Source organism: Oikeobacillus pervagus, from assembly GCF_030813365.1.
Lineage (GTDB): Bacteria > Bacillota > Bacilli > Bacillales > DSM-23947 > Oikeobacillus > Oikeobacillus pervagus.
The window spans coordinates 49203-74513 of sequence record NZ_JAUSUC010000001.1; the positions used below are offsets into that span (position 1 = coordinate 49203).

At 36.9% G+C, this 25311-nt stretch carries 28 protein-coding genes; 1 reads left to right on the top strand and 27 read right to left on the bottom strand.

The features are described from left to right. The 19 genes from J2S13_RS00250 to J2S13_RS00340 form a co-directional block, all read right to left on the bottom strand. Complete coding sequence (locus J2S13_RS00250) at window positions 1-516, bottom strand: YpoC family protein (protein ID WP_307255648.1); 516 nt, start codon at window positions 514-516, stop codon at window positions 1-3. After that, window positions 513-1172, bottom strand: a complete 660-nt coding sequence (gene nth / locus J2S13_RS00255; protein WP_307255649.1) for an endonuclease III — start codon at window positions 1170-1172, stop codon at window positions 513-515. Before nth ends, J2S13_RS00250 begins: the two co-directional genes overlap by 4 nt. 101 nt (window positions 1173-1273) lie before the next feature. After that, window positions 1274-1975 (bottom strand): DnaD domain-containing protein, encoded by a 702-nt coding sequence (locus J2S13_RS00260; RefSeq protein WP_307255650.1) that lies wholly within the window; start codon window positions 1973-1975, stop codon window positions 1274-1276. Between the two features lie 151 nt (window positions 1976-2126). Further along, on the bottom strand, window positions 2127-3419 hold the full coding sequence (gene asnS, locus J2S13_RS00265; protein ID WP_307255651.1) for an asparagine--tRNA ligase: 1293 nt from the start codon (window positions 3417-3419) through the stop codon (window positions 2127-2129). A 269-nt stretch (window positions 3420-3688) separates the two neighbouring features. Continuing rightward, window positions 3689-4873 (bottom strand): pyridoxal phosphate-dependent aminotransferase, encoded by a 1185-nt coding sequence (locus J2S13_RS00270; RefSeq protein ID WP_307255786.1) that lies wholly within the window; start codon window positions 4871-4873, stop codon window positions 3689-3691. Window positions 4874-4896: 23 nt separating this feature from the next. Next, window positions 4897-5373: a cell wall elongation regulator TseB-like domain-containing protein gene (locus J2S13_RS00275; RefSeq protein WP_307255652.1), complete on the bottom strand. Its 477-nt coding sequence runs from the start codon at window positions 5371-5373 to the stop codon at window positions 4897-4899. 12 nt (window positions 5374-5385) lie between these two features. After that, on the bottom strand, window positions 5386-5556 hold the full coding sequence (locus J2S13_RS00280) for a YpmA family protein (protein WP_307255653.1): 171 nt from the start codon (window positions 5554-5556) through the stop codon (window positions 5386-5388). A gap of 171 nt (window positions 5557-5727) precedes the next feature. Beyond that, window positions 5728-6528, bottom strand: a complete 801-nt coding sequence (locus J2S13_RS00285; protein ID WP_307255654.1) for a ComEC/Rec2 family competence protein — start codon at window positions 6526-6528, stop codon at window positions 5728-5730. Window positions 6529-6601: 73 nt separating this feature from the next. Further along, the gene (dinG, locus tag J2S13_RS00290; protein WP_307255655.1) at window positions 6602-9400 is read right to left on the bottom strand and encodes an ATP-dependent DNA helicase DinG; all 2799 of its coding nucleotides are present in this window, start codon (window positions 9398-9400) and stop codon (window positions 6602-6604) included. 250 nt (window positions 9401-9650) lie between these two features. Beyond that, on the bottom strand, window positions 9651-10034 hold the full coding sequence (gene panD / locus J2S13_RS00295; RefSeq protein WP_307255656.1) for an aspartate 1-decarboxylase: 384 nt from the start codon (window positions 10032-10034) through the stop codon (window positions 9651-9653). A 17-nt stretch (window positions 10035-10051) separates the two neighbouring features. Continuing rightward, window positions 10052-10897, bottom strand: a complete 846-nt coding sequence (gene panC / locus J2S13_RS00300) for a pantoate--beta-alanine ligase (protein WP_307255657.1) — start codon at window positions 10895-10897, stop codon at window positions 10052-10054. Further along, on the bottom strand, window positions 10894-11733 hold the full coding sequence (panB, locus tag J2S13_RS00305) for a 3-methyl-2-oxobutanoate hydroxymethyltransferase (protein WP_307255658.1): 840 nt from the start codon (window positions 11731-11733) through the stop codon (window positions 10894-10896). Before panB ends, panC begins: the two co-directional genes overlap by 4 nt. 270 nt (window positions 11734-12003) lie before the next feature. Beyond that, window positions 12004-12981 carry a biotin--[acetyl-CoA-carboxylase] ligase gene (locus J2S13_RS00310; RefSeq protein ID WP_307255659.1) on the bottom strand — a complete coding sequence of 326 codons (978 nt, stop codon included), beginning with the start codon at window positions 12979-12981 and terminating at the stop codon, window positions 12004-12006. Further along, complete coding sequence (locus J2S13_RS00315; RefSeq protein WP_307255660.1) at window positions 12966-14159, bottom strand: CCA tRNA nucleotidyltransferase; 1194 nt, start codon at window positions 14157-14159, stop codon at window positions 12966-12968. Before J2S13_RS00315 ends, J2S13_RS00310 begins: the two co-directional genes overlap by 16 nt. Continuing rightward, window positions 14152-15300, bottom strand: coding sequence for an N-acetyl-alpha-D-glucosaminyl L-malate synthase BshA (gene bshA, locus J2S13_RS00320; RefSeq protein WP_307255661.1), 1149 nt, complete (start codon window positions 15298-15300; stop codon window positions 14152-14154). Before bshA ends, J2S13_RS00315 begins: the two co-directional genes overlap by 8 nt. Beyond that, window positions 15297-16010 (bottom strand): bacillithiol biosynthesis deacetylase BshB1, encoded by a 714-nt coding sequence (gene bshB1, locus J2S13_RS00325; protein WP_307255787.1) that lies wholly within the window; start codon window positions 16008-16010, stop codon window positions 15297-15299. Before bshB1 ends, bshA begins: the two co-directional genes overlap by 4 nt. Continuing rightward, window positions 16003-16428, bottom strand: coding sequence for a methylglyoxal synthase (gene mgsA, locus J2S13_RS00330; protein ID WP_307255662.1), 426 nt, complete (start codon window positions 16426-16428; stop codon window positions 16003-16005). The genes bshB1 and mgsA overlap by 8 nt, the downstream gene beginning before the upstream one ends. A 199-nt stretch (window positions 16429-16627) precedes the next feature. Further along, window positions 16628-17428, bottom strand: a complete 801-nt coding sequence (gene dapB, locus J2S13_RS00335) for a 4-hydroxy-tetrahydrodipicolinate reductase (RefSeq protein ID WP_307255663.1) — start codon at window positions 17426-17428, stop codon at window positions 16628-16630. Beyond that, window positions 17415-17798 (bottom strand): nucleotide pyrophosphohydrolase, encoded by a 384-nt coding sequence (locus J2S13_RS00340; RefSeq protein WP_307255664.1) that lies wholly within the window; start codon window positions 17796-17798, stop codon window positions 17415-17417. The genes dapB and J2S13_RS00340 overlap by 14 nt, the downstream gene beginning before the upstream one ends. 259 nt (window positions 17799-18057) lie before the next feature. Here J2S13_RS00340 and J2S13_RS00345 point away from each other — a divergent pair, with 259 nt between their 5' ends. Continuing rightward, window positions 18058-18930: a YitT family protein gene (locus J2S13_RS00345; RefSeq protein WP_307255666.1), complete on the top strand. Its 873-nt coding sequence runs from the start codon at window positions 18058-18060 to the stop codon at window positions 18928-18930. 241 nt (window positions 18931-19171) lie between these two features. Here the strand turns inward: J2S13_RS00345 and J2S13_RS00350 are convergent, their stop codons facing one another. The 8 genes from J2S13_RS00350 to J2S13_RS00385 all read right to left on the bottom strand — a co-directional run bounded on the left by J2S13_RS00350 (window position 19172) and on the right by J2S13_RS00385 (window position 25125). Further along, window positions 19172-19849: a zinc metallopeptidase gene (locus J2S13_RS00350; RefSeq protein WP_307255788.1), complete on the bottom strand. Its 678-nt coding sequence runs from the start codon at window positions 19847-19849 to the stop codon at window positions 19172-19174. Window positions 19850-19919: 70 nt separating this feature from the next. Next, window positions 19920-20702: a sporulation protein YpjB gene (gene ypjB / locus J2S13_RS00355; RefSeq protein ID WP_307255667.1), complete on the bottom strand. Its 783-nt coding sequence runs from the start codon at window positions 20700-20702 to the stop codon at window positions 19920-19922. 213 nt (window positions 20703-20915) lie between these two features. After that, window positions 20916-21512: a lipoprotein heptaprenylglyceryl N-acetyltransferase LhaT gene (gene lhaT, locus J2S13_RS00360; protein WP_307255668.1), complete on the bottom strand. Its 597-nt coding sequence runs from the start codon at window positions 21510-21512 to the stop codon at window positions 20916-20918. A gap of 205 nt (window positions 21513-21717) precedes the next feature. After that, entirely contained in the window at window positions 21718-22494 is a 777-nt protein-coding gene (locus J2S13_RS00365) for a menaquinol-cytochrome c reductase cytochrome b/c subunit (RefSeq protein WP_307255669.1), read from the bottom strand. Between the two features lie 63 nt (window positions 22495-22557). After that, entirely contained in the window at window positions 22558-23232 is a 675-nt protein-coding gene (gene qcrB, locus J2S13_RS00370; protein WP_307255670.1) for a menaquinol-cytochrome c reductase cytochrome b subunit, read from the bottom strand. 14 nt (window positions 23233-23246) lie between these two features. After that, window positions 23247-23753, bottom strand: coding sequence for a Rieske (2Fe-2S) protein (locus J2S13_RS00375; protein ID WP_307255671.1), 507 nt, complete (start codon window positions 23751-23753; stop codon window positions 23247-23249). A gap of 151 nt (window positions 23754-23904) precedes the next feature. Next, window positions 23905-24369 (bottom strand): YpiF family protein, encoded by a 465-nt coding sequence (locus tag J2S13_RS00380; RefSeq protein WP_307255672.1) that lies wholly within the window; start codon window positions 24367-24369, stop codon window positions 23905-23907. Between the two features lie 216 nt (window positions 24370-24585). Next, window positions 24586-25125 (bottom strand): ReoY family proteolytic degradation factor, encoded by a 540-nt coding sequence (locus tag J2S13_RS00385; protein WP_307255673.1) that lies wholly within the window; start codon window positions 25123-25125, stop codon window positions 24586-24588. Window positions 25126-25311: the final 186 nt, after the last annotated feature.

Here is a 25311-nt window from a genome sequence, read left to right on the forward strand (position 1 = left end):
CTAAATACGCTGTCCTTTATTTTTTCTTACACTTAAGTTTTTCGCATACTGTTTATGTTGTTCTTGCCATAACTCCTGGATTTGTCTATAAGCATGAAAAGAAAATGGTCGATTCAAAATAAATCGCAGACGTTCAACCACATTTACCGGTTTGATCGTAAGTCCATTTACTAAGTGGTCCCAGTCTTTTAATTGGACTGGAAAACCATTACTCCAAAAAAGAAACATAAAATAGAAGGCGATAGCTGTTTGCATCTCTTGTTTGACCTCTTTATTTCGGAGGGCAAATTTTTCGGACAACTTCTGACTGTTTTCCTCCCAAAAAGATAGAATCTTCGGGATCATTGGTTCCAGGTCATCCCAAGGGTATGTGGCAAGTTGTCCATCTTTCAACTTCAGCTCATAAATGAAATACGGGTACTCTTGTATGGTTTGATGAAAGTCTACCTCTACAGACCGTGTTGGAAAGAAAAAAGGATGAAATAACTCATCAGGGACCCACTTTCTTTCAATCATGATTTCATCCCTTTCTTTCTCATACGTTTCTTCCCTTCTCTGCATAAATCAAGCAGTGGACATTCGTCGCATTTTGGTGACTGTGCTTTACAATGGTAGCGGCCGAAGAAGATGAGCCGATGATGAGTAATCGACCAATCCTCTTTCGGTATTTTTCTCATTAATGTTTTTTCTACCTCTAAGACGCTATCTTTCCAGCGGCAAATCCCTAAGCGTTTACTTACCCTCTCAACATGTGTATCCACAGCAATTGCTGGCGTATTAAAGGCAACAGAAACGACCACATTGGCTGTTTTCCGCCCCACTCCAGGAAGCTTTACAAGTTCTTCATGCTCTCTAGGAACATCTCCATGATAGTCTTCCATGATCATCTTGCTCAACTTTTGAATATTTTTGGCTTTATTTCGATACAATCCTATCGACCGTATATCCTGTTGCAACTCTTCTAAAGGAACGGATACATAATCTTCTGGAGTCTTATATTTCTGAAATAAATTTTTTGTCACTTTATTCACAAGTGCATCTGTACATTGTGCGGAGAGAGCAACAGCAATGACTAATTCAAATGGATTGGAATGGTTAAGTTCACAATGAGCATCAGGAAATAATTTCCCTATTTCTTCTAAGCAAAATTGAATTTGCTTTTTATTTAACATATACTTGTACCTCCTCTCTCTTTTTAGTGTTCAGTAAAAAAACAACGTCAAAAGTACCCCCGTCATTAACGCTGTTTTTCTTCGTTCAATCTTCATTTATTCTAATCCACCGTGTCATCCCCTAACCAATTATAAAAAGGTACGGTTTTCGATGATGGCTTTGGCTTTGTATACTTATTCTGATTTTGCCGGAACCTTTGTCCATGAACACGGGCTTGTTCAATGGTTTCAATCCCTTGCTTTTTCCACTCAAATAGAATTCGGTCAATATAACGGAAGTTTAGCTTTCCAGATATAACTGCTTCACGGAGGGCTGTTTTAATAATCATGGCATCATGATGATCTTGATCAAGCCAAATAGCTAATGTTTCACATTCTAATGGTGAAAGTGGCCGTCCAAATTCTTGCTCGAAACATGTGTATAAATCCTTCTCATTTGTCACAGCCTTTTCTAATTCCTTCTGGCGATTCTCTAATAATACAAAATCAGCTAATTTTCTCCATAATGGCTTTAATGAATATTTTTCAAAACCTGGGTGATCTCCTTCTTCTATCGCCAAAAAATGCTGCTGAATTAACTTCCGAAGTGTTATGGCACACTCGCCACTCGTAATCGTCATATTTTCTGCCAATTGTTCAGGTGTTGGGAAGCCATTTCCTTTAGATTTGAACGCATATATTTGAAGTAAAAGCACCAGTTCAGATTCTGTTAAATGTAATTTAGTATAATTTGATAATAAGATATGGGGAATGTTCACCATCCCCTCTTCCATCCAGTGAATGACCAAATCTTTATTTTCCATGTTGCACACCTCACTTTCAAGTATAGCATGACGGCTATACGATAGAAATGGAAATGGTTCACTTCAAAAAATGAATGTTTCATAGTGCATAGTATAATATTCATCCATAATAAGAAACCGCACACAATATTGTGCGCGGTCCTTCTTGTTATTATGGATAAAGACGATTTAACAATCTTGGGAATGGAATTGTTTCACGTACATGTTCAACACCGCTAATCCATGCAACAGTCCGTTCTAATCCTAGTCCAAAACCAGAATGAGGAACAGATCCATATTTTCGTAATTCCAAATACCATTTATAAGCATCCATTGAGAGATGATGGTCTTCTAAGCGAGATTTTAATAATTCATAATCATGGATTCGCTCTGAACCACCGATAATTTCACCGTATCCTTCCGGTGCGATTAAATCGGCACATAATACCACTTCCGGACGATTTGGATCAGGTTCCATATAAAACGGTTTAATCTTTGTAGGGTAGTGAGTGATAAAGATTGGTTTATCATGACTTTCTGCAATGGCTGTTTCATGAGGAGCTCCGAAATCATCCCCCCATTCGATATCATCAAACCCATTTTTATGTAAAAATTGAATGGCCTCATCATAGGTGATCCTTGGGAATGGCGCTTTGATTTTTTCTAATTTCGAGATATCTCTTCCAAGTCTTTCTAATTCGACTGGGCAGTTTTGTAAAACGGATTGAACGATATAAGCAACATATTGTTCCTGGATTTCTAAACTATCTTTAAATGAATAGAACGCCATCTCCGGTTCGATCATCCAAAATTCAATTAAATGTCTGCGAGTTTTTGACTTTTCTGCACGGAATGTTGGCCCAAATGAAAATACTTTTCCTAATGCCATAGCAGCTGCTTCCATATAAAGCTGACCACTTTGTGAAAGATAAGCATCCTCATCAAAATATTTCGTATGGAAAAGTTCACTCGTTCCTTCAGGTGCACTGCCAGTTAAGATCGGTGGGTCGACTTTAACAAAGCCTTTCTCATTAAAAAATTCATAAGTGGCACGAATAATTTCATTTCGAATTTTCATGACTGCATGTTGCTTTCGTGAACGCAGCCATAAATGACGGTGATCCATTAAAAATTCAGTACCATGTTCCTTCGGTGTGATGGGGTAGTCTTTTGCCTCCGCAATCACTTCTATATTTTTGACTAATAGTTCATATCCAAATTTTGAGCGGTTGTCTTGTTGAACAACACCTGTAATGAAAAGTGAAGTCTCTTGAGATAATGACTTGGCTTTTTGGAAGACATTCTCTTCCACATCATTTTTTACGACAACACCCTGTATAAAACCTGTACCATCTCGTAATTGTAGGAAAGCAATTTTTCCGCTAGAACGTTTGTTTGCTAACCAAACACCCATCGTTACTTCTTCTTCAACGTGTTTACTCACTTCAGCAATTGTTATTTTCATACGTTTCATTCCCTCCAAGACGTTAAAACAATCTTTGAAAAGTGTATTCTTAAGAACAGCTCCTAAGAACTGTTTTTCATAAATATGTATCCATTAAACCGCTGTTTCTAAACTACTAAGCAGTCGATTTCTATTATACCTTTTTTGCATGTAGGCAAGCAACTAGAAAGGAAGCTTCGAATACTGAAATCAAAAGAAGAAACGCCCCGCTCTCTTTTCCATTCCAATGTAGAAGAGAGCAGGGCACAATCTGTGGCATTCATGCCGTATTAGTTTGCTTTTTGTTCAACAAATTCTCGAATTCTCTTCACAGCTTCTTCAAGCACTTCTAAAGAGGTTGCATATGAAAGACGTATATTATTAGGAGCACCAAATCCAGAACCTGGAATCACTGCAACTTTTGCTTCTTCTAAAAGAGCTTTCACAAATTCATCTACATGTTGGTAACCTGTAAGTTCTGCCGCTTGTTTGGCATTTGGAAATAAATAAAAGGCTCCTTTAGGTTTCACACATGAAAAACCAGGGATTGAGATAAGCTGATCGTAAATTGTGTTTAGTCGATGTTCAAATGCTTGTCTCATTTTTTCAACAGGCTGTTGAGTTCCCGTATAAGCTGCAATCGCCGCATATTGAGCGGTTGTAGTTGGATTTGAAGTAGAATGACTCGCTAAATTTGTCATTGCCTTAATAATGCTTTTGTTTCCAGCTGCATACCCGATTCTCCAACCTGTCATGGAATGGGACTTCGAGACCCCATTAATGATGATCGTTTGTTGTTTTAACTCTTCTGATAATTGTGCAATCGAAACATGTTCATGATGATCATAGATTAGTTTTTCATAGATTTCATCTGATACGATGATGATATTATGTTCTAAACATACTTCCCCTAAAGCTTGTAACTCTTCTTTCGAATATAACATCCCTGTAGGATTGCTTGGAGAATTAAGGATAACTGCTTTTGTCTTTTCTGTAATAGCTGACTTTAACTGCTCAGGTGTAATTTTAAAATCTTTTTCTTCTTTTCCTTCTATATAAACAGGTACACCATCTGCTAATTTCACTTGCTCAGGATAACTTACCCAAAAAGGGGTTGGAATAATGACTTCATCCCCTTCATCTAGCAAAACTTGAAAGAGTGTATAAAGTGCATGTTTCGCACCTGTTGCTACCATGATCTCACTAGTGTCATAGGCAATTTTTTGATCGTCTTTAAATTTTTGAATAATGGCCTCTTTTAATGGAATCAATCCCCCAGATGGAGTATATTTTGTTTGACCTTCCTTCATGGAGGCGTATGCCGCTTTTAAAATATGTTCAGGTGTATTAAAATCTGGTTCCCCAGCTCCTAATCCAATGACATCAATTCCTCTAGCTTTCATTTCCTTTGCTTTAGCTGTAATCGCCAAAGTTGAAGAAGGTGTTAATGCTTGTACTCTCTCAGCTAATTTAATCTCCATAAAAAACCCCTCCACTTTTAGATGTTATTTATTTTCTTCCACCACTTACCATTTTCAAATAAAAGATAGTAGTAATTTAAATGATCATCCCTATCCAAATAGGCTAACTCCCAAATCGGGCCCACTTTCTCCATACCAAGTCGAACGGATATAATTTCCCTTGGATGTTCCTCTGTTTGAAGTTTCTGAATCGCTTCCTTTTTTGAAATTCCCTTTGAATAATCGATCACAATCGTGTCGGCATTTTTCTTTTCCGGAATCCAAACGGCTAAAGTTTTTTTCTTTTTCGTCTTCCCAACGACAACTTCATAACTTTGATTACTGTTATATATGTAAAAATCTACAACAGAAATGATACCCGCTTCATCCTTCGCCATTTTCAAAGCATTCTGCTTCGCTTTCTTATAAGGGCTTTGCGCTTCAACATAAACATGGACGAAAAAACCAATGACAAAAATGAAAAGTAACGATAAACTAAAAATCCACTTTTTCATTTGCTCACTTCATTATGTTCGATATATAGTAAAAATTGCTTGTTCCTGGTCTTTAGGATCGAGAGCTAAACCAAACATTAAATCATCTTTTTTTAATGAACGATTTAACGCATCCACGATCTTATATAGTTCAGGGTGATGTGCAATTCTTACTGTAGATAAAACTTCAATTTTGCTTTCCATCTAAATCCTCCCGTATCCATCAAATAATCATTTGTCATTCACGGTCTTTTTTTCGTCAGCTAAAATCATTATAGCAAGAATTTTATGTGACGGTCGCAAATTCTGTATTTTTTTCTTACTTTCAAAGAAAAAATTGATTTCCACTTGGAAATATTGGAAAACGACATTCTTTTATTTCATCGGAACAGTGATGACTTCGTAGTTTTGATTTGAAAATTTGATCATCACTAATCCATGCTGTTCTGTATAGTATACATCAATCCAAGCTTCATGCATCAATTGCATAATTTCCGGATCAGGCATTCGCCCTTTATCTTTCAAAATAACTGCTGTTTGCGGATCAATATGCTTTAAAAGCTGTGGGGACATACTGCCCAGTTGCGCAAAATTAGCGGTTTTAATAATATTAACATCCGCTAATTTTTCCAATAATAACGATTGCTTCGACTTCTCCGATGTGGAGCTCATCCATAAAAACCTTTGTTGATTAGACGTAATGGAAAAATCTAAGCCCTCATGATGTTCATGTCCCTCATAAATGACCTCAAGTAAAATATTAGGAGTTAATAACCATTGATGTCCTTTCTCCCATTTTTCAAGTTGGGGGATTTTTGATTTTAACTCTTTATACAACTCTCCTCCAGTGTAAATATGTTGTAGATGATAGGACTTCTTTAATTTTTTTAGTAAGGAATCATTCATAAATTGCGGATCCGTGATGATCACAGATTCAACATTTTGGATATGAAAATTTTTTAAATAATTCACAATCATTTTATCATGCTGTTTCATTCCTAAATTGATCATTATATTTCGATTATTTGGTAAGTGCAAGAAAGCCGCCTCACCATGATTTAATGGCAAAAAGGTAATCGCAAATTCGTTATCCTTCAAATTCAAATCAATTTCGGCACTATAGGTCGGGGGTACGATTGAAAAAAACAGTAACATAATGGCGAATAACACTTTCATCTTATTTCCTCCGTTTCTATCTTCATTAGAATGTGTTATCCGCTCTCAAAATATCACATATATTCTTTCTTCCCTATAACCATTTTTCTATATCCACAATCATCTCGTCTAATGATGAATGATGGATGGGCACTTCTGGGATCGATTTCAAAAACATTTTCCCATAAGATGAGGTCATAATTCGGCGATCGAACACAATGATAATTCCACGATCGTCCGCACTTCTAATTAATCGGCCGAATCCTTGTTTGAAACGGAGGACAGCTTGTGGTAAAGAATAAGCGAAAAAAGAACTTTTTCCTACTCTTTGTAATTGCTCCGTTTTAGCCGCTAAATATGGTTCATTCGGTGAAGTAAATGGAAGGCGGACCATGACTAAACATGAAAGATCCTCCCCGCGAATATCCACTCCTTCCCAAAAGCTGTTCGTACCAAATAGAATGGCCTTTTCAAACTTTTGGAAATTCTTAGTTAGCCGATATTTACTCCCTGACGTAATTCCCTGTGCTAACAAAACGAAATCCTCAAGCATCCCTGAGTCATTCATTAAGTGATAGGTATTCTTCAACATTTCATAGGAGGTAAATAAAATGAGCATTCTTCCCTTTGTTGCTTCCGCAATGCTGATTAAATGATTGGCCAAAACTTCTACATATTCAGAAAGTGAAACTTGATTGACTTCTGGTACATCATTTGGAATATACAATCTACAATGTTCCTTATAATCATAAGGCGAGCAAAATGTGTCTGTTTTGTAAGATAAGCCTTGTAAACCAATATTTTGTACAAAATATTGAAAAGAATGGTTCACTGTTAAAGTGGCGGAAGTAAAGATCACCGTTTTATTAGGATATAAACGATTTTTCAGGAATGTTCCAGATTCTATAGGTTGGGATATGATTTTAAATGTATTAGATAGTGACCGTATATCCCCTTCCATCCAGTACACTTCATCTTGATTGGGCTGTATCAAAATATTTCGAATGGATTCACTTAACTCCTTCCATTCCTTCATCGCGCTAAATAATTGTTCAATTCGTAATTGATCATCCACTGTACATTTTTTTTCGTGTTTTTTTAGTCTTACTAATCGATCATCCATTTCCATCCAAATGTCTTTCATCATTTGGAAAACTCGTTCGGCTGTATATTGAACCTGTTTCCAATTACGATGCTTTCGTTCTTGATCCGTCAATCTCAGTTGGACGATTCGACTAGCTGGCCCCTTTGTGACACTGAATTTTTTCAAAAAAGCTTGAGCAAAAATGAATAATTCTTCACATTCAAATCCTAACTGTGTCATTTTCTCGTTCACAATATAGATTGGAACATTAGGTTTTTCCCCATATTTTTTTAACAGCTTTTCACATTGAAAAAGAAGTTTGTTTTGTTCATATAATCCTAATCTTTGATAGATTCTTTTAAAGTAATGTTCTTCAAACGTCAACCCAATATAGTCTCGCACTGTTCGATCAAACTGATGAGCTTCATCGATGATGACATATTCATATGGCGGTAAAAGTTGCTTTTCTGAACATAAATCTAGTACTAGTAAAGAATGGTTCGTAATCACTACATCTGCTTCTTCTGCCTGTAATCGAGAACAGCGATAAAAATCTTTCTCTTCCCGGAAAAGATGAGACTTGTTTAAATACGACTCTTTCTGCTTAATCTGATGCCAATAATGTTCTCCCCCCGATGATAAATGTAATTCATCCACATCGCCCGTCACTGTTTGGGTCAACCATACCAATATTTGCATTTTAGCCATGATGGTGTCATAATTCCCCAATTCATGTAAACTCTTTTCAAATTTACGTAAATCAATATAATGGCTCCTCCCTTTTAACACGGCGACCTGAAATGGGAAGGGGATGATTGTTTGTAATTGTTTCAGTTCTTTTTGCAATAATTGTTCCTGTAAAACCGTCGTATATGTACTGATCATGATGGTTGTTTTCTTCTCTTTGCTGAAATAGAGTGCCGGAAGCAGGTATGCTAATGTTTTTCCAATTCCTGTTCCAGCTTCAATGACACCATGTGTAGCTAAATGAAAAGACTCGTTCACTAAATCCATCATGCGAATTTGTGAATCTCTTTCTTCATAATCTTTTAATTGTTGAAGTAATCTCTTTTTTTCTTCTCTTTCTAAAGGAAAAAAAGGAGGATTGATTGAGTATTCTCTCTTTTTTATTTGTTTTTTTCTAAGAGCAATCCCTTGATATATTTCCAAATCTGCTGATAAATGTTCAACTTTTCTTTCTTTTTCCGCCAATTTTAATTGAAATAACTTGAAAATATCACTTTTTAGATGATAAGAGAAATTCAATAGTTTCTCTAGGGTTACAACAGGTAATGCATCCATCTCCTCGATCATCAACAATAGTAATTTTGCCGTGACATAAGCATCACTATCTGCCTGATGAGGTCGATCATGAGGAAATTCGAAATGCTCAGTTAAATCACTTAGTTTATAACTATCCGCAGTTGGGAACATAATTTTCGCTAATTCTACTGTATCCACTGTATCGTTATGAATGGCTGGAAATCCCACTCTTTCGAATTCATCTTGGAGAAAAGTGAAATCGAAAGGGACATTATGAGCAACAAATACCGCATTTTCTAATAACTGTAAAAACTTCGGCGCCACTTCTATAAAAGACGGAGCAGCCGTAACCATTTCATTTGTAATCCCCGTCAATTCTTGAATAAAAACAGGAATCTCGAATCCGGGGTTAATAAAGGTCGTATATTGATCCATAATCTTTCCATCTTCCACCATTACAAAGGAAGCTTGAATAATTCGATCTCCTTTTTGAGGGGAATTACCAGTAGTTTCAAGATCAACGACGACAAAACGTAGATGACTCATTTTTTTGCACACCTTTATTTTCTAAAATCATTACAAGTTTATCATATGTAATATTATATATCTTCTTCCTCTAAAAAAAATCGAGTCTCCTTTATTAGGGAGTGAAAAAAGGGGTTGTCTCAAAAGTCCATTTTAATATGAATTTTGCCCAAATTAAAAACCCAAGAATGTTGATATGACAGCATTCTTGGGTTTTGCATTTTACCGATTTAGGCTTAGAAAACTACTTTTCGAACAGCCCCTTTTCTTTTTACATAATCGTAGCTGCTGGTTCTTGTTTGATTAATTGTTCAATTTTATTGCCCTCTCCCATAATGGCAACGGTCGGTTGGTGATCTTTCAATTTTTCTTCAGGGACAAGAGCATAGGAGATAATAATAACACTATCATCAGGCTGAACGAGTCTTGCCGCTGCTCCATTTAAACAAATGACCCCACTGCCTCTTTCACCTGGAATAATATATGTTTCAAAACGTGCACCATTATGATTGTTTACAATTTGTACTTTTTCATTGATCGCCATTCCTACTGCATCTAGAATATCTTCATCGATCGTAATGCTTCCAACGTAGTTTAGGTTTGCTTCCGTTACAGTTGCTCGGTGTATTTTGCTATTCATCATTGTTCGAAACATCTTCATTCCTCATTCCTTTACACAGTTAGTATGATATTATCAATTAATCTTGCTGAAGAAAATTTTGAAGCGACAGCCAGAATGATTTTCCCATGTAGTAATTCGATACTTTCTAACTCTGGATAAGACAGAACTTCTACGTAATCAATTTTACTTGATGTATTTGTTGTAATATAATCTGTCATCACTGAAATAATATGATTGGCATGACGTTCCCCTGATTGTATAATTTCTTTTCCTTTTAATAAGGCCCCATATAAGTGGGGTGCTTCCCTTCTTTCTTGCTCGTTCAAATAGACATTTCTAGAACTTTTTGCAAGGCCATCTTGTTCGCGAATCGTTTCAACCCCAACAATATCGAGTGGGAAATTCATATCCGATACGAATCCCTCAATTACAGCGACTTGCTGGGCATCTTTCATTCCAAAGTAGGCTCGATCAGGAAGTGTTAAATGGAATAATTTCGTTAGGACCGTTGCCACTCCATCAAAATGTCCAACTCTTTGACGACCACATAACGCCTGTACTCTCTTCGTTACAGTCAGCTGAATGGTCGCTTCTTTCGGATACATTTCTTCAAGAGATGGGATAAATAATAGATCTACCCCAACCTTCTTCGCTAGTTCCTGATCTCTCTCAACATCACGGGGGTAGGAGTCAAAGTCTTCATTTGGACCAAATTGAAGTGGATTCACAAATATACTCATAATCACAAGGTCATTTTCTTTTCGAGCTTGTTTTGCCAACGCTAAATGCCCTTCATGTAAATAACCCATTGTCGGGACGAATCCAATTGTTTTTCCATCTTTTTTATTGTTTTTAGCAAATTGTTGGATCTCTTTTGCTGATTGAATGATTTTCATGATTTTATTCCTCCGTAAAGCATTCCTAATTGTTCCTGTTTCATAGAAAAGGAATGTACTTCTTGAGGGAATTGTCCAGTTTTCACTTCCCCTACATATTTTTGTAGGCTAAGTGTAATAAGATGATTGGCATCGCCATATGTTTTGACGAACTTAGGGACGCGCTCTACCCCGTATTGAATGATATCGTGGTAGACTAACACTTGACCATCTGTACCATTTCCTGCGCCAATTCCAATCGTCGGGATCGTTAATAATTGCGATATCTCCTGAGAGAGCTGATAAGGGACACATTCCAAAACGAGCATAAAGGCCCCGGCCTCTTCAATCTTTTTTGCATCTTCCATCAATTTTTCAGCTGCTGCAGCTGTCTTCCCCTGCACCTTATAGCCACCTAGGACGCCAACAGATTGGGGGGTCAACCCTAGATGTGCTACGACGGGAACACCTGCCATTGTTAAAGCTTCGATCATTTTAAGCACATTTCCTGCTCCCTCAACTTTAACCGCATTTGCTCCTGCCTCTTGCATGAGCCGACCTGCAGCCTTGAGGGTTTCCTCTTTGGAGATATGGTAAGACATAAAGGGTAAATCTGTTACAACGAAGGTATCTTTCGCCCCTCTTTTTACCGCTTTCGTATGATGAACCATGTCATCAACTGTTACAGGTATGGTTGAGTCGTACCCTAAAACAACCATCCCTAAAGAATCTCCAACAAGAATGATATCAGCCCCGGCTTCTTCAGAAAGCTTACCAGAAGGATAATCATAAGCGGTAATCATGGCAATTTTTTCTTGTCTGCTTTTCATTTTTTCAAAGTCAGTCGTTTGTTTCATATCGCTTCCTCCTATCATTTCAGAGAAGCCGAAACATTTTTATTGAAATAAAAAAGAGTCCTGTTTTGACAGAGGACTCTTATCACATACAAAGACAAATAAACGTTTCGACCCTCTGTCCCTGTCCAAATGGATCAAGGCAGACTATTATTAAAATTATCATCATAACTAAGAGGTGCAGTTCTATTGGATACTGCCCAATTAAATTATAACAGAGTCGATAAGTATTTGACTATTTATTTTTTCACATAATATTCAAAACTTTCTAGTTTATGATCCAAGTTCAATATCCGCAGAATAGATTTCATGGATCACACCATTTTCGTCTTTTAGCTTCAACACCCCATCATCCGTGATCCCAATGGCTTTTCCCTTTATTTCTTTGTTAATGGTTCTAGCAATGATTTGTTTGCCTATTGAAATAGCATACTTCTCCCAAAGCTGTTTTATCGGGTAAAATCCCTCTTCGACATACATTTCATAATAAAATTCTAGTTTTTCAAGGATTCTTTGAATTAAGAGGGCACGGGAAATTTTTTCGCCTTTTTCAATGGCTAATGATGTGGCAATTTTCTCTATCTCCTTAGGAAATTCCGATTGGTTCACATTCATTCCAATTCCAATGATGAGAGCGTGGATTTGATCTGCATCTGCTTGTAATTCGGTCAAGATTCCCGTGATTTTTTTTCCCTTAATTAATAAATCATTAGGCCACTTAATTTCTGGCTGAATCCCCGTTATTTCCTCCACGGCTTCCACAATGGCAACGGCTGCAATTAATGTGAATTGCGGAGCCCGATATGGAGGCAACTCAGGTTTTAAAATAATACTCATCCAAATTCCCGTATATTTTGGTGAGTGCCAATTTCTCGCCATTCTTCCTCTTCCGGCTGTTTGTTCTTCAGCAATGACTAAAGTTCCCTCCATACATCCGTCTTGAGAGATGCGATGGGCTTCTTTTTGAGTAGAATCGACTGTTTCAACAAAATGAACTTGCTTCCCTAAGCGTTTCGTCTGTAATCCAATTAAGATTTCGTTTTCGGTCACCTTATCGGGAGCATGAAGAATTCGATACCCTTTCTTTCTTACTGCTTCCAATTCAAAGCCTTCCTTGCGAAGATCCTCTATATGTTTCCAAACAGCCGTACGGGAACATCCAATGATTTCAGCTAATGCTTGACCAGAAATGAACTCACCATTTGCATTGGAAAAAGCCTCTAGTAATTGTATTCTTACATTCGTTTGCAAGATTTAAGCCACTCCCTTATTGATTCTTTTTCGTTCTTGACTTCTCCAGAAATAATTGCTTTCTCAATCGCTTCAATCCATTCTTTCACCCATGGTCCGCCATTCATTCGACTCCAATTTAATAAATCGTTTCCAGTAATCGCTAAATCTTTGCGACTTTTTAAGGGGAGTTCATCATTCCATGTTAACAATTTCCCTTTTTCATTTTTCTTTCCAAACGTAATCGAGTAAATATTTTCAACATCTAATACTAATGATAGTCCATATTCATATAAATCGAACGGTTTCCAGGACTCTTTTTTTCTTTTTTCTAGTAGTGAGATTCCATTTAAAATGTACTTTATTTTTTTAGTTGGCAGTCGCCAATTTTTCAAAAAAGAAGTAGGTTCTTCAACTTGCAACCGGTCCGTTAATATCATCCACATTTGGATATTCGTCATTTTGGTACATTCAAATGTTATCAATGTTTGTAGTGCTTCTTTTTCATATAATAATCCAGGTAGGAAGCGATATAATCCTGTTTGCACAATCAGCTGTAGCCCCCTATGTTTAAAGGGGCCATCTAGTAACTTCTCGAATTCATTGAGTTTTCTCTCGACCGCAATATGTTTTAATAAAGGGGTGTATTTTTCTAATGATTGATAGGTTGCTTCTTGCAATTGAAACCCTAGCTGACTGACAAATCTAGCCGCTCTCATCATTCTTAAGGCATCTTCAGAAAATCTTTCTTTCGCACACCCTACTGTCGTAATGATCTCATTTTGAATATCTCTTTGACCATTGTATGGGTCAATAATATTTCCCTTTCGATCCATCGCAATCGCATTCATGGTAAAATCTCGACGTTTTAAGTCATCCTGAAGAGAACGCACGAAAGTTACTTCATTTGGATGGCGAAAATCTTCGTATTCTGATTCGGTTCGAAATGTTGTAATTTCATAACTCTCCCCTTGCCATCTAACTAAAACCGTTCCATGTTCAATCCCCACATCAATTGTTTTATGAAATATTTCCTTTATCTCTTCAGGCAAAGCCGATGTCGCAATATCAACATCATCAATAGGACGTTTTAGTAAATAATCTCTGACAGAACCTCCAACAAAATAGGCTTCAAACCCTGCCTCTTCAATTTTCTCTAAAACAGGGGAAGCCTCTTCAAATAGTTGCCAATTATCCATGTGAACTCACCTTTTCTTTTTGGAGTAGTTCATAATACAGTCTTTCATATTTGCTGACAATTTGCTCAGAGTGAAATTTCTTCCGTACCGTCTGAATCGATTGCAGAGAAAATTGCTGATGGCGCTTAGGATCCGTTAATAGTTCAATGGCCCTCGTAGCTACTGTTTCAATGTCACCTAGTGGACAAAGATAACCATTTACCCCTTCTTCAACGACTTCTGGTATTCCTCCTACTTTTGTTGCAATACAAGGGACACCACAAGCCATTGCCTCAAGAGCTACCAATCCGAAGCTTTCTTTTTCCGACAGAAGAAGCATCAAGTCACTGATGGAATAAAGCTCTTCCAAATTGTCTTGTTTTCCTAAAAAAATAACCTGTTTCTCTATGTTTAACTCTGAGACTAATTTACAAACAATGGTCATTTCTGGCCCATCACCTACAAGCAAGAGCTTAGCCGGAATATGACGGGAAATCTCATGGAATGCCTTTACCACATCTGGCACTCTTTTCACATTTCGAAAATTCGAAACATGGATGATCACTTTTTCATGGTCCTGAATTCCGTACTCTTCCTTTAGATGAGAAGATTCTACAGATTTATACACTCGTTCATCGATAAAATTATACACAGTATGTATGGATTTATTCGGTTGTATAAGTTCATACGTTTGGTCAACAAGAGATTTGGACACTGCGGTTACTGCATCTGATTTTTCAATACCAAATCGAATAGCGCCCTTTAATGAAGGATCATATCCCAGAACCGTTATATCTGTTCCATGCAAGGTTGTGACAATTTTCACATTTTCTCCAGACATTTGTTTCGCCAATATCGCACAAACTGCATGGGGAATTGCATAATGCACATGCAAAACATCTAATTTCTCTCGCTTCGTTATTTCCGCCATTTTACTTGCTAATGCAATATCATATGGAGGGTATTGAAATACAGAGTATTGATTTGCCTCTACTTGATGGAAAAATATATTATGATACATTCGATTTAATCGAAAAGGCATACTTGATGTTATAAAATGAATATCATGACCTTTTTCTGCAAGTAATTTTCCTAATTCTGTAGCGATGACCCCTGATCCTCCAACCGTTGGATAGCATGTTATACCAATTTTTAATTTCATTGTACATCCCCTAATAAATCTTTGTTTAGTATAAGTGGTTTAGAAGAAATAAATCCTTCAGCAAAGGGAACGGATACCTCTTTGCCCATCATGCGATCTCTACCTTCTACCGTTTCAATGTATCCATTCGTTAAGGGTGTTTCCACTCCGTTTGATTCAAATACAAACTGACTTTTATACGATTGCAAACTTTTGATCTTCGTTTGAAAGTGTTGGGAAATATCAACACAAAAATCAGGATGATGGAATCCATTAATCATATAAAAATATAATGCTTTTGACTTATGTTGTTGCAAAGAATCTTCTGTTTCATATTTTCGTATTCCAGCAGAAAAAAAAGCTTCTTGTATAAGCTTTGAACAATTTCCATGGTCAGGGTGACGATCGACTTCATATGGGGCAAATATTACTTTTGGGCGATAATAACGAATCACAGAGGTTATCTTTCTTATATATGAATCAAGTAAGAAAAGTCCACGATCAGGCAATTGTAAATTGATTCTTTCCTTGACTCCTAAAAGGTTTGCTGATTCAAACGCTTCTTGTTTTCTTAATTCAACGGTTCCATTAGATGATAATTCCGCTTGAGTTAAATCACAGAACACAATGGACTTCCCTTCGCTGGCATACTTCGCCACTGTTCCACCCATTCCAATTTCAATGTCATCGGCATGAGCCCCAAATGCTAAAATATCAATTGCTTTATTTATCAAAATGTATCGGTCCCTCCTCTTTTTTCGCGACTATTCTCCAAGAAAAATCCCCTCTTTCAAGGCCTTTGATTAAGATTTCAGCTGTCCCCATATTGGTTGCAAGTGGAATCGAATACACATCACATAAACGGATAAGAGCGGAAACATCAGGTTCATGTGGCTGAGCTGTCAGTGGATCACGGAAAAAGAAAATTAAATCCATATCATTGTTCGCAATCATAGAGCCAATTTGCTGGTCTCCACCTAATGGACCTGAACGGAAACGAATTACATCCAAACCCGTTTCATTGATAATTCTTTTCCCTGTTGTTCCTGTTGCATATAACTCGTGCTCCTGAAAGATGGCTTGATAGGCTATGGTAAAACGGACAAGATCATCTTTTTTCTTATCATGAGCAATTAAGGCTATCTTCATCACAGTTCTCCCCTTTTGCAATAATAAAAAACCTACGATGTTTATTTTGTCTCTCAATTGTTAAGTAGGGATATTTATCCCCACATTCTTGTACTAAATTTCCATAGATGCAATATTCGAGTGAGAACGGGGAAATTGGGATTCATGATGATCGTATTCTTTGCCGAGCAACTTTTTCTTCGTCCTCACTTTGATTCTTTTAGTCGATAATATTTTCTAATCCGTAAACAAGTGTATCAATTTTCATGATGGCTTCCACACTCATTTTAACCCCAGACATAAAAGAGGCACGGTTGTATGAATCATGACGGATTGTTAAAGTTTGACCATCCGCACCAAATAATACTTGTTGGTGAGCAATTAATCCTGGTAAACGAACACTATGAATATGCATTCCATCATAATTTGCTCCACGTGCACCTGGGATTGTCTCTTTTTCGTTTGGATGACCTTGTATTTTTTGTTCGCGTACATCTGCAATCATCTGGGCCGTTTTCACAGCTGTACCAGACGGGGCATCTAGTTTTCGATCATGATGCAGCTCGATAATTTCAACATCTTGCATATATTTTGCCGCCATTTGGGAAAATTTCATCATTAATATGGCGCCTATCGCAAAATTAGGAGCAATAATACATCCCTTTCCTTGCTGTTTTGTCAATGTTTTTATTTCAGCTAATTGTTCTTCTGTGAAGCCCGTTGTCCCTACAACTGGACGTATATGATATTCTAAGGCTTTTTTTGTATGTAGATACCCTACTTCTGGGACCGTTAAATCTATGAGGACATCTGCTCCACTCTCGTTAAAACATTCATCAATATCGGAATAAATCGGAACATCTATTCCTGTGAATCCATCAAGCTCACTTAATAATTGTCCTCCATATTTATGATCCAATACGCGAACTAATTCAAAATGCTCAGTATTTTTTACTAATTGTACCGCTTCTCTTCCCATTCTTCCTCTGGGACCTGCGATAATAATTTTAATCGTTTCCATTTGACTTTACCTCCCCAGTTTCTAATCTTGTCCATCGATCTTTATCTCTTGTTTGAAATTTATGTAACACTTGATCATGTGACTCCTGTAAGTCAATGTTTAGTGAATTAGCTAAGCAAATGATGACAAATAATAAATCTCCAAGTTCTTCTTCAACAGTATTTTCCTTCTCTGTTGTTTTCTTTGGCTTTTCTCCGTAATAATGATTAATTTCTCGAGCTAGTTCACCTAATTCTTCTGTTAAACGAGCGAGCATAGCAAGGGGGCTAAAATAACCCTCTTTAAACTGGCCGATATAATCATCGACTTCTTTCTGCATTTGCTGGATCGTCTTTCTTTCCAACTCAAATCCCTCACTTTCTCTTTTCATGTTAGCTAATTCATGCCATATTTACAATAAATTTATACGATCACCTAATAGAATACTATCATCATTTTCTTGAGCTCCTGCAAATTTCATCCCCATTTAACTATATCATAGGGGACAAAATTTTCATGAACGCTTTTGTAATAATATCAAGACCGGCAAGTACTCACCTTATTGCTCATTCCATCCGATGTATAATATAATGGCAATTATTAGAGACTAATACTAATTTAAGCCAGCTGTAAAGGAAGGTGATTTACCTATGATTTACGGGTTAAAAATAAAAAATATTTTGTTTATCCTGTTTGGCTCAGCGATCTTAGGTTTCGGTCTAGTACACTTTAATATTCAAAATAATTTGGCTGAAGGTGGATTCACAGGTATTACGTTAATGTTATATAGTATTTTTAACATCGATCCATCCTACACCAACCTCATACTAAATATCCCCGTATTTTTTATAGGTTGGAAACTGCTTGGAAAAAATGCATTTTTATATACGCTAATTGGAACCGTTGGAGTTTCCATTTTTTTATGGGTTTTCCAACGTTATCAATTGCATATCCCACTTCATGATGATCTTTTCTTAGCTGCACTGTTTGCAGGAGTCTTTATCGGAATAGGGTTGGGGACTATTTTTAGATTTGGTGGCACAACTGGTGGGGTTGATATTATAGCAAGACTTGTCCATAAATATTGGAATGTAGGCATGGGGAAAACGATGTTTATGTTTGATTTTCTTGTCATTGTAGCTTCTTTATTAACGTATATTGATTATCGCGAAGCAATGTACACTTTAGTTGCTGTCTTTGTTGGCGCAAGAGTGATTGATTTTATGCAGGAAGGAGCCTATTCAGCAAGAGGAGCGATGATTATTTCAGAAAAACACGAAGATATCGCAAAGAAAATTTTGCAGGAAATGGATCGTGGTGTAACGATTCTAAAAGGGTATGGATCCTTTACGAAACAGAAACGCGATGTTTTATATTGTGTAGTCGCAAAGAATGAAATTGTAAGACTTAAAGCGATTGTGGATTCCGTAGACCCGCACGCTTTCGTATCAGTTACCATTGTTCATGATGTGCTTGGAGAAGGCTTTACACTTGATGAAAATAAAAAACCTTTAGAAATTTAATTAAAAAAAAGTGGCTGAACTCCAATTGAGTCAACCACTTTTTTAAAACATCGTACTGTTAAACCTGGGTGTTGATACCTATTCCAGGCACTTCGCCTTCCGCAGGCGGTCGCCGAGCCTTCTCGACACCTCGTGTCTGTGGAATCTCGTCTGTTTCACTTTTCCCGCGAGCAGTCTTCTCGTGCCTTCCAATCAACAAACTAACGTTAATAAACAATAATCTTTAACAAAGCCAAAACCATTAATCGTCACTTTGCATTCCAGTATAAATAAGAATGAGTCGAAGTAATTCTATGACAGCAACTGATGCTGCCGCTACATACGTCATAGCCGCTGCACTTAACACTTTCTTCGCTTCCCGCTCTTCAGAATTACGGATAATCCCTGAGGAAACTAATTGGTCCATTGCACGTGAAGAGGCATTGAATTCTACTGGCAATGTGACAAGTTGGAATAAAACACCAGCAGCCATTAAAATAATTCCTAATAAATACATTGAGGTCATAGTTGTGAAAATACCGATTAAAATAAAGATCCACGAAAGATTTGAGCTCCAGTTTGCTACTGGAACTAAAGCATGACGAAAGCGTAAAAAAGCATAGGCTTCCTTATCTTGAATGGCATGTCCGACTTCATGGGCCGCAACCGCAGCACCGGCAATCGAGTGGCCATGATAATTATCAGTCGATAAATTCACAGTTTTTGTCATTGGATTATAATGATCACTCAAAAAACCATTCGTCTCCAGTACTTTGACATTGTACAATCCATTTTCATCTAAAATACGTCGAGCGACCTCAGCCCCTGTCACTCCAGTTGACGTAGGCACCTTCGAAAATTTGTTATACGTACTTTTCACTTTCATTTGCGCCCAGATTGGAATAATCATTAAAAGCAAAAAGTAGATTAAATAACCCATCATGATTCTTCTGAACCCCCACTATTTTTTCAAACATTTACAAATATTTTATGGTGAAGTCAAGATAAAGTCAATCATTTAGCTTTTTCGGCTTTTTATGTTCTTTTTGCCCTTTATATTTTCTCCATCCGACATAGGATAATGTACTAATGATGATTCCACCGGTAGAAATAATCACCCACCATATTGAAGGGTCTGTTTCATCTTCCTCTACACCGTCAAATAGTTTTTGTAAATCCGATTCTAATTCAGCAAATGCTTGTTCATTCTTTTGTAAATTCGAACGATTCAATTCGATATAATCAATTTTAGCATCAATTTCCTGAAGCTTTTCAACAGGGATATCCAATTTTAAACTTGGCTGAATAATATTATACTTTGCTAAAAAATAATTTAATAATTCATGATAATTTTCTTTATCACCTGTTTCCACCGCTTCTTTCATATGTTGAAATGCATTCATAATAGGCTCTCTCATTCCAGTCCATAATGGTTCGTACTGAGATGTTAAAGCATCCATGACTAATCGAAAGCTAATAACGGCATCCACTTTATTTTGTTTTTCTAATGAAGGACTTTTCACCGCTTGTAAGGCTTGGTGGTGGGAAACCGTGATAATACGTATTTCATCCATCGTAAAAACCTGTTCTTGAAGAGTGACACTTGTAAACTCATCCGAGAAATATTCTAATAATTGTTTTGCATCATCATAACGAGCCATTTTTGTTAATTGCAATGCCTGATCCGCAATGGCATCTAATTTCAAAATTGGCGATGATTGTTCCTGTGCATGGACAGTAAAATTGAAACCAAAAAAACAAATTAGTATAAGGAATAATCTTTTCCAATACATTCTTGTCCCCCCTCAAGCTACTAATAAAATGTATGAATAGTGGGACAAGAGTAGAACTTTTAATTTCTATATTTTACTTTGGCTTTTTTAAAAGAAATGTCGATCTAATGATTGGAGCGGAAGGCTAAAACGCACCCGAGAAGGCTCACCGTACCGCGCGTGGAAAGTGAAGAATCCTTGAGCGATAATTAACAGCCAAGATAAACAGAGCCTTTACTTAAAAAATTCTAGTGAATATCGATTCTTTCTTAGGGTTAAATAATAGGTTACGAAGATTGATAATATACTTAACCAAAAAGTAAAATACCCAATTTCTTGAATATAGTGATGAAGGCTAGAATAAACCGGATATTGCATAAATACGTAATCAATTATTTCATTATGTAAGGTCCAAATCGCCGCTACACAAAAATGCCAAGCTTTTATTCGGTAAAACGGAGCATATAATATTCCTTGTATCGCCATCCCTAGATGGGAAGCAATTAACATATAACCTTCCCATGGTAAGTTTCCATCGACCTTTAATGTTAAAATATTCATCGCCACTGCCCATATTCCGTATTTAAATAACGTCATGATCGCTAACGCTTCAAATAACCCCCAATTTGTGTTGAATAAAAAAGCAAGTAACACAAAAACAAAAAATAAACTTGCGGTAGGACTATCGGGGACAAATGGAATGAAATAGGAGGGAGTAGATTGTAGTTGAGATCCATACCAATAATATCCATATATAGTTCCAATAATATTAATCATAAATAATAAGAAGATCATTTTACAGTGACCTAAAATAAGATACAGACCATTCAAAAAAAAACCTCCTTTGCTTTATTTTGTAATCATATCAAATTTTATCACCCAAATAAATAAACCTTACTGGAATCAAAAATGTTGTCCACGCAGTGTTTCCTTTATCTTTAGCAAAGACTATGAAATCCGTACGCCAGTTCTGCAGCTCTTGTGCATTTGTTCATCATCAAAAAGAGCCAGCATAACAGCTGGCTCCTAGGGCAAATTATTCACTTTTTAAAGTAGTAATAAATTCTGCTAATTTATCAAGTTCCTCATCTGTGCCTTTAAATACTCCAGGAGGCATAGATCCTTTCCCATTTTTAGCGATATCTTTAATTTCATCTGCTGTTAAATCAAGATCCACTAAACTTGGTGCGGCTGCTCCACCTGTAAGAGTCTCACCGTGACAGTTAATACAACCATTCTTACTATCTGCGTAAATTTTATAACCTTCAGCTTCTTGGTCAACTTCTACCTCGGCAACAATTTCACCTTGTTTCTTAGCTGCCTCCCAGTCATGGTTCACAACAGATTCCCATGTTAAATAGACTATTCCAGAAATCGCCAATAACATAAATCCAGTCGCTAATGGACGTTTTGATGGACGGCGATGTGGCCCGCGATCAATAAACGGAGCAAGTAATAAACCACCAAACGCAAGTCCAGGAATAACCATAGCTCCGATTACGTTATATGGTCCGGATGCATATGAATATTTTAAAAGCTGATAAAGGAATAAAAAGTACCAGTCAGGTAGTGGAATATATCCAGTATCCGTTGGATCTGCAATCCGCTCTAACGGAGATGGATGAGCTACCGTTAAACATAAATAACCAATTAGGAAAACAGCGCCAACCATCCATTCTTTTAATAGAAAGTTTGGCCAAAAGGCTTCTGTTTTACCCGGGTATTCCGAATAATCTTTTGGAATATTCGGTTTACGTGGAGCCGCAGGAATACGTGAATCTCCAACGAATTTCATCCCTTTTCCACGATGCATAGCGTCCCCCTCCTTTTATTCTTTAATAGATTCAACTATGTCTACATTAAAATCAATGACATCCTACAACGGACCAGAAATACCTTGTTTACGAATCATTAAGAAGTGTACTGCCATCAAGCCAAATAGAGCTGCAGGCAAGAAGAACACATGAATCGCAAAGAATCTAGTAAGTGTTTGCGCCCCAACTATATCAGCATGACCTGATAATAGAATTTTCACCCATTCGCCTATAAATGGTGTGGAAGCTGCAATTTCTAATCCTACTTTTGTTGCAAATAACGCTTTCATATCCCAAGGTAATAAATAACCAGTAAAACCTAGACCTAACATAACGAAGAAAATAAGTACTCCGACAATCCAGTTTAGTTCACGAGGTTTTTTATAAGCACCTTGGAAGAATACACGTAGCGTATGTAAAAACATCATCACTATTACTAAACTTGCACCCCAGTGATGCATGCCGCGGACAATTTGTCCAAACGCAACTTCGTTTTGAAGATAATATACGGATTCCCAAGCATTTTTAATATCTGGAACATAATACATTGTTAAAAACATTCCAGATAATATTTGGATTACCGTAACGAAGAAAGTTAATCCACCAAAGCAGTAAACGAATGCAGAAAAGTGATGAGCAGGGTTGACATGCTCAGGCACTTCATGATCTGCGATATCGCGCCATAAAGGCGTAATATCAATTCGCTCATCTACCCAATCATAAATTTTATTAAGCATACATTACGCCTCCTTTACACGATATTATTTGGTTTTGGCTTTCCTAAATGAAGAAATCCACCTTTTACCTTAAATGGGTAAACATCAAGTGGTTTCGTTGGCGGTGTGCCAGGAACGTTTTTCCCGTTCTTTTCATACAGTCCCATGTGACAAGGACAGAAAAATTGGTTAGGGTGATTTTTATCCCCTTCCCAGTTCACAGTACAGCCTAAATGTTTACAGACTGGTGATAATGCAACGATTTCACCTTTATCATCTTTATACACCCATGCTGTTTGTGTTACGTCAGATGTGTACCAGGCATCTTTTTGTTCATAAGTAAAGTCGACACGTTGTGGTACTTTAGTCAATTCATCAACCTTTTGCTTAGTAGCGTGGAATTCGCCTCCACCTCCAGCTTCTAGAACTGGATCTACAGCAAAACGCACCATTGGCATAAGCATACCTGCTGCCATAAACCCACCTACACCAGTAAGTGTATAGTTAAGAAATTGACGTCTTGATACACGTTGCTTGCTCATCCTTTTCCCCCCTCTATCTTAAGGTAAGTCCATCGGACAAAATATGTGCACAAATATAAACTAGGACATAACTATGATAAATCAATCTTGGAAAGAGGTCAATATGGTTGTCTTTCAATTCTATCGAACATTGTGACGAATTTCCGAATTATCACATACTACTTTGCCATTTGTGAACAATAATATTGACAAATTGTTTTACTTGGTCTTCCATTAAGGAGTATTTATAAGATTCATCCATATGTTCTAATGGAATCGATGGCACCCAAATGACTTGCCCTTCTAAGTCTTCTTCATACATTTTCCAAAAACTGTCCGATGTAAGAAAGAAAACATGAGTAAATCCAGCGTCTTTACACATAGAAGCCCATTTTTTCGCCTCTAAGATTTTATCCCCTTCCTCTTGATTTTTCAAATAGGTTAATGAAGGAAAGAGCATCATTCTCCCTTTAAATTGTTTTTCTAGAAGCATCGTTAAAAGTGATATAAACTCCACTTGTGTTGCGCAATCCTTTAAATCTTCGTTTAATCCTATTGGCAATAGGGGAATTACTGCCGTGTCCACATATTGTTTTTCTTGCAAATATAATGTGATGTCCTTCGCATTCCAAAGCATTATCTCACCCCCTTCTAAAAACTATTATTATCTTACCACGATCCATTCAAAAGTAGAATGTAAGAACTTTTATACCTGTAAATATAAAGTGAAACTTCATTCAGTGGAGGTTTTACTGCCCGTTAAGACGGGATAAACTTGTACTTTTACTTAGTATTTCTCACCTATTTTTTGAATAACCCCCAAAAAAATAAACCCAACGCCTTGGCATTGGGTTTATTTTAATTCATTTAACTCTTTTGTCAGCTTTTGAAATGCTTCTCTATCTTGATGATCTAGGGCATCATCGATTGCTTTTTGCAACTTTTCTTTTCTAAACCGGTAAATGCTCTCTTTCAAGAAGTTTTCCGCTATTACCCGGTCTTTCTCCGATATTTTTAGGTGTTTTGGCATATATGGATTTTCTTCTAACACAGCAGCATACTGGTGTGATAAATTGGAGCCACGGAATCTGATCTCAATATAAATCTCTTCTTCCTTATTTAAGCGAATATCATGAAAGGATTTCTCTGCATCTGTTGTCATAATATTTTCTTTAAAAAAACGGAAAGGTGCACTATCCACACAATGAGTTGCCATCACAATTCCCCTTGGGCAATATTGAGCATCATCAACGAAATGCACCTTTTCCATTAGGCGATCGTGACTCATTAAATAATTCAATATCCATACCGATTCTCGTCTTTTCAATTGGTAATGATTCAAAAACCATCTAATAAAATCTTTCTTTTCATGAACAGATACAGGGGTAGCCATTTTTTATTCCCTCCTCTGTGTTTTTTCAAGAAAGCTTTGCAGGATATACAGAGTTGTCTTTCTAGCCACAACTAGCACATATTCATGTGTTGGTCAGCAATAATTTAACCGGGATCTTTATTTGTCCAATGTGGACTAGAAGTTAAAATGATCACATCGCTTTCTCGCCCTCCACATAATATCTCT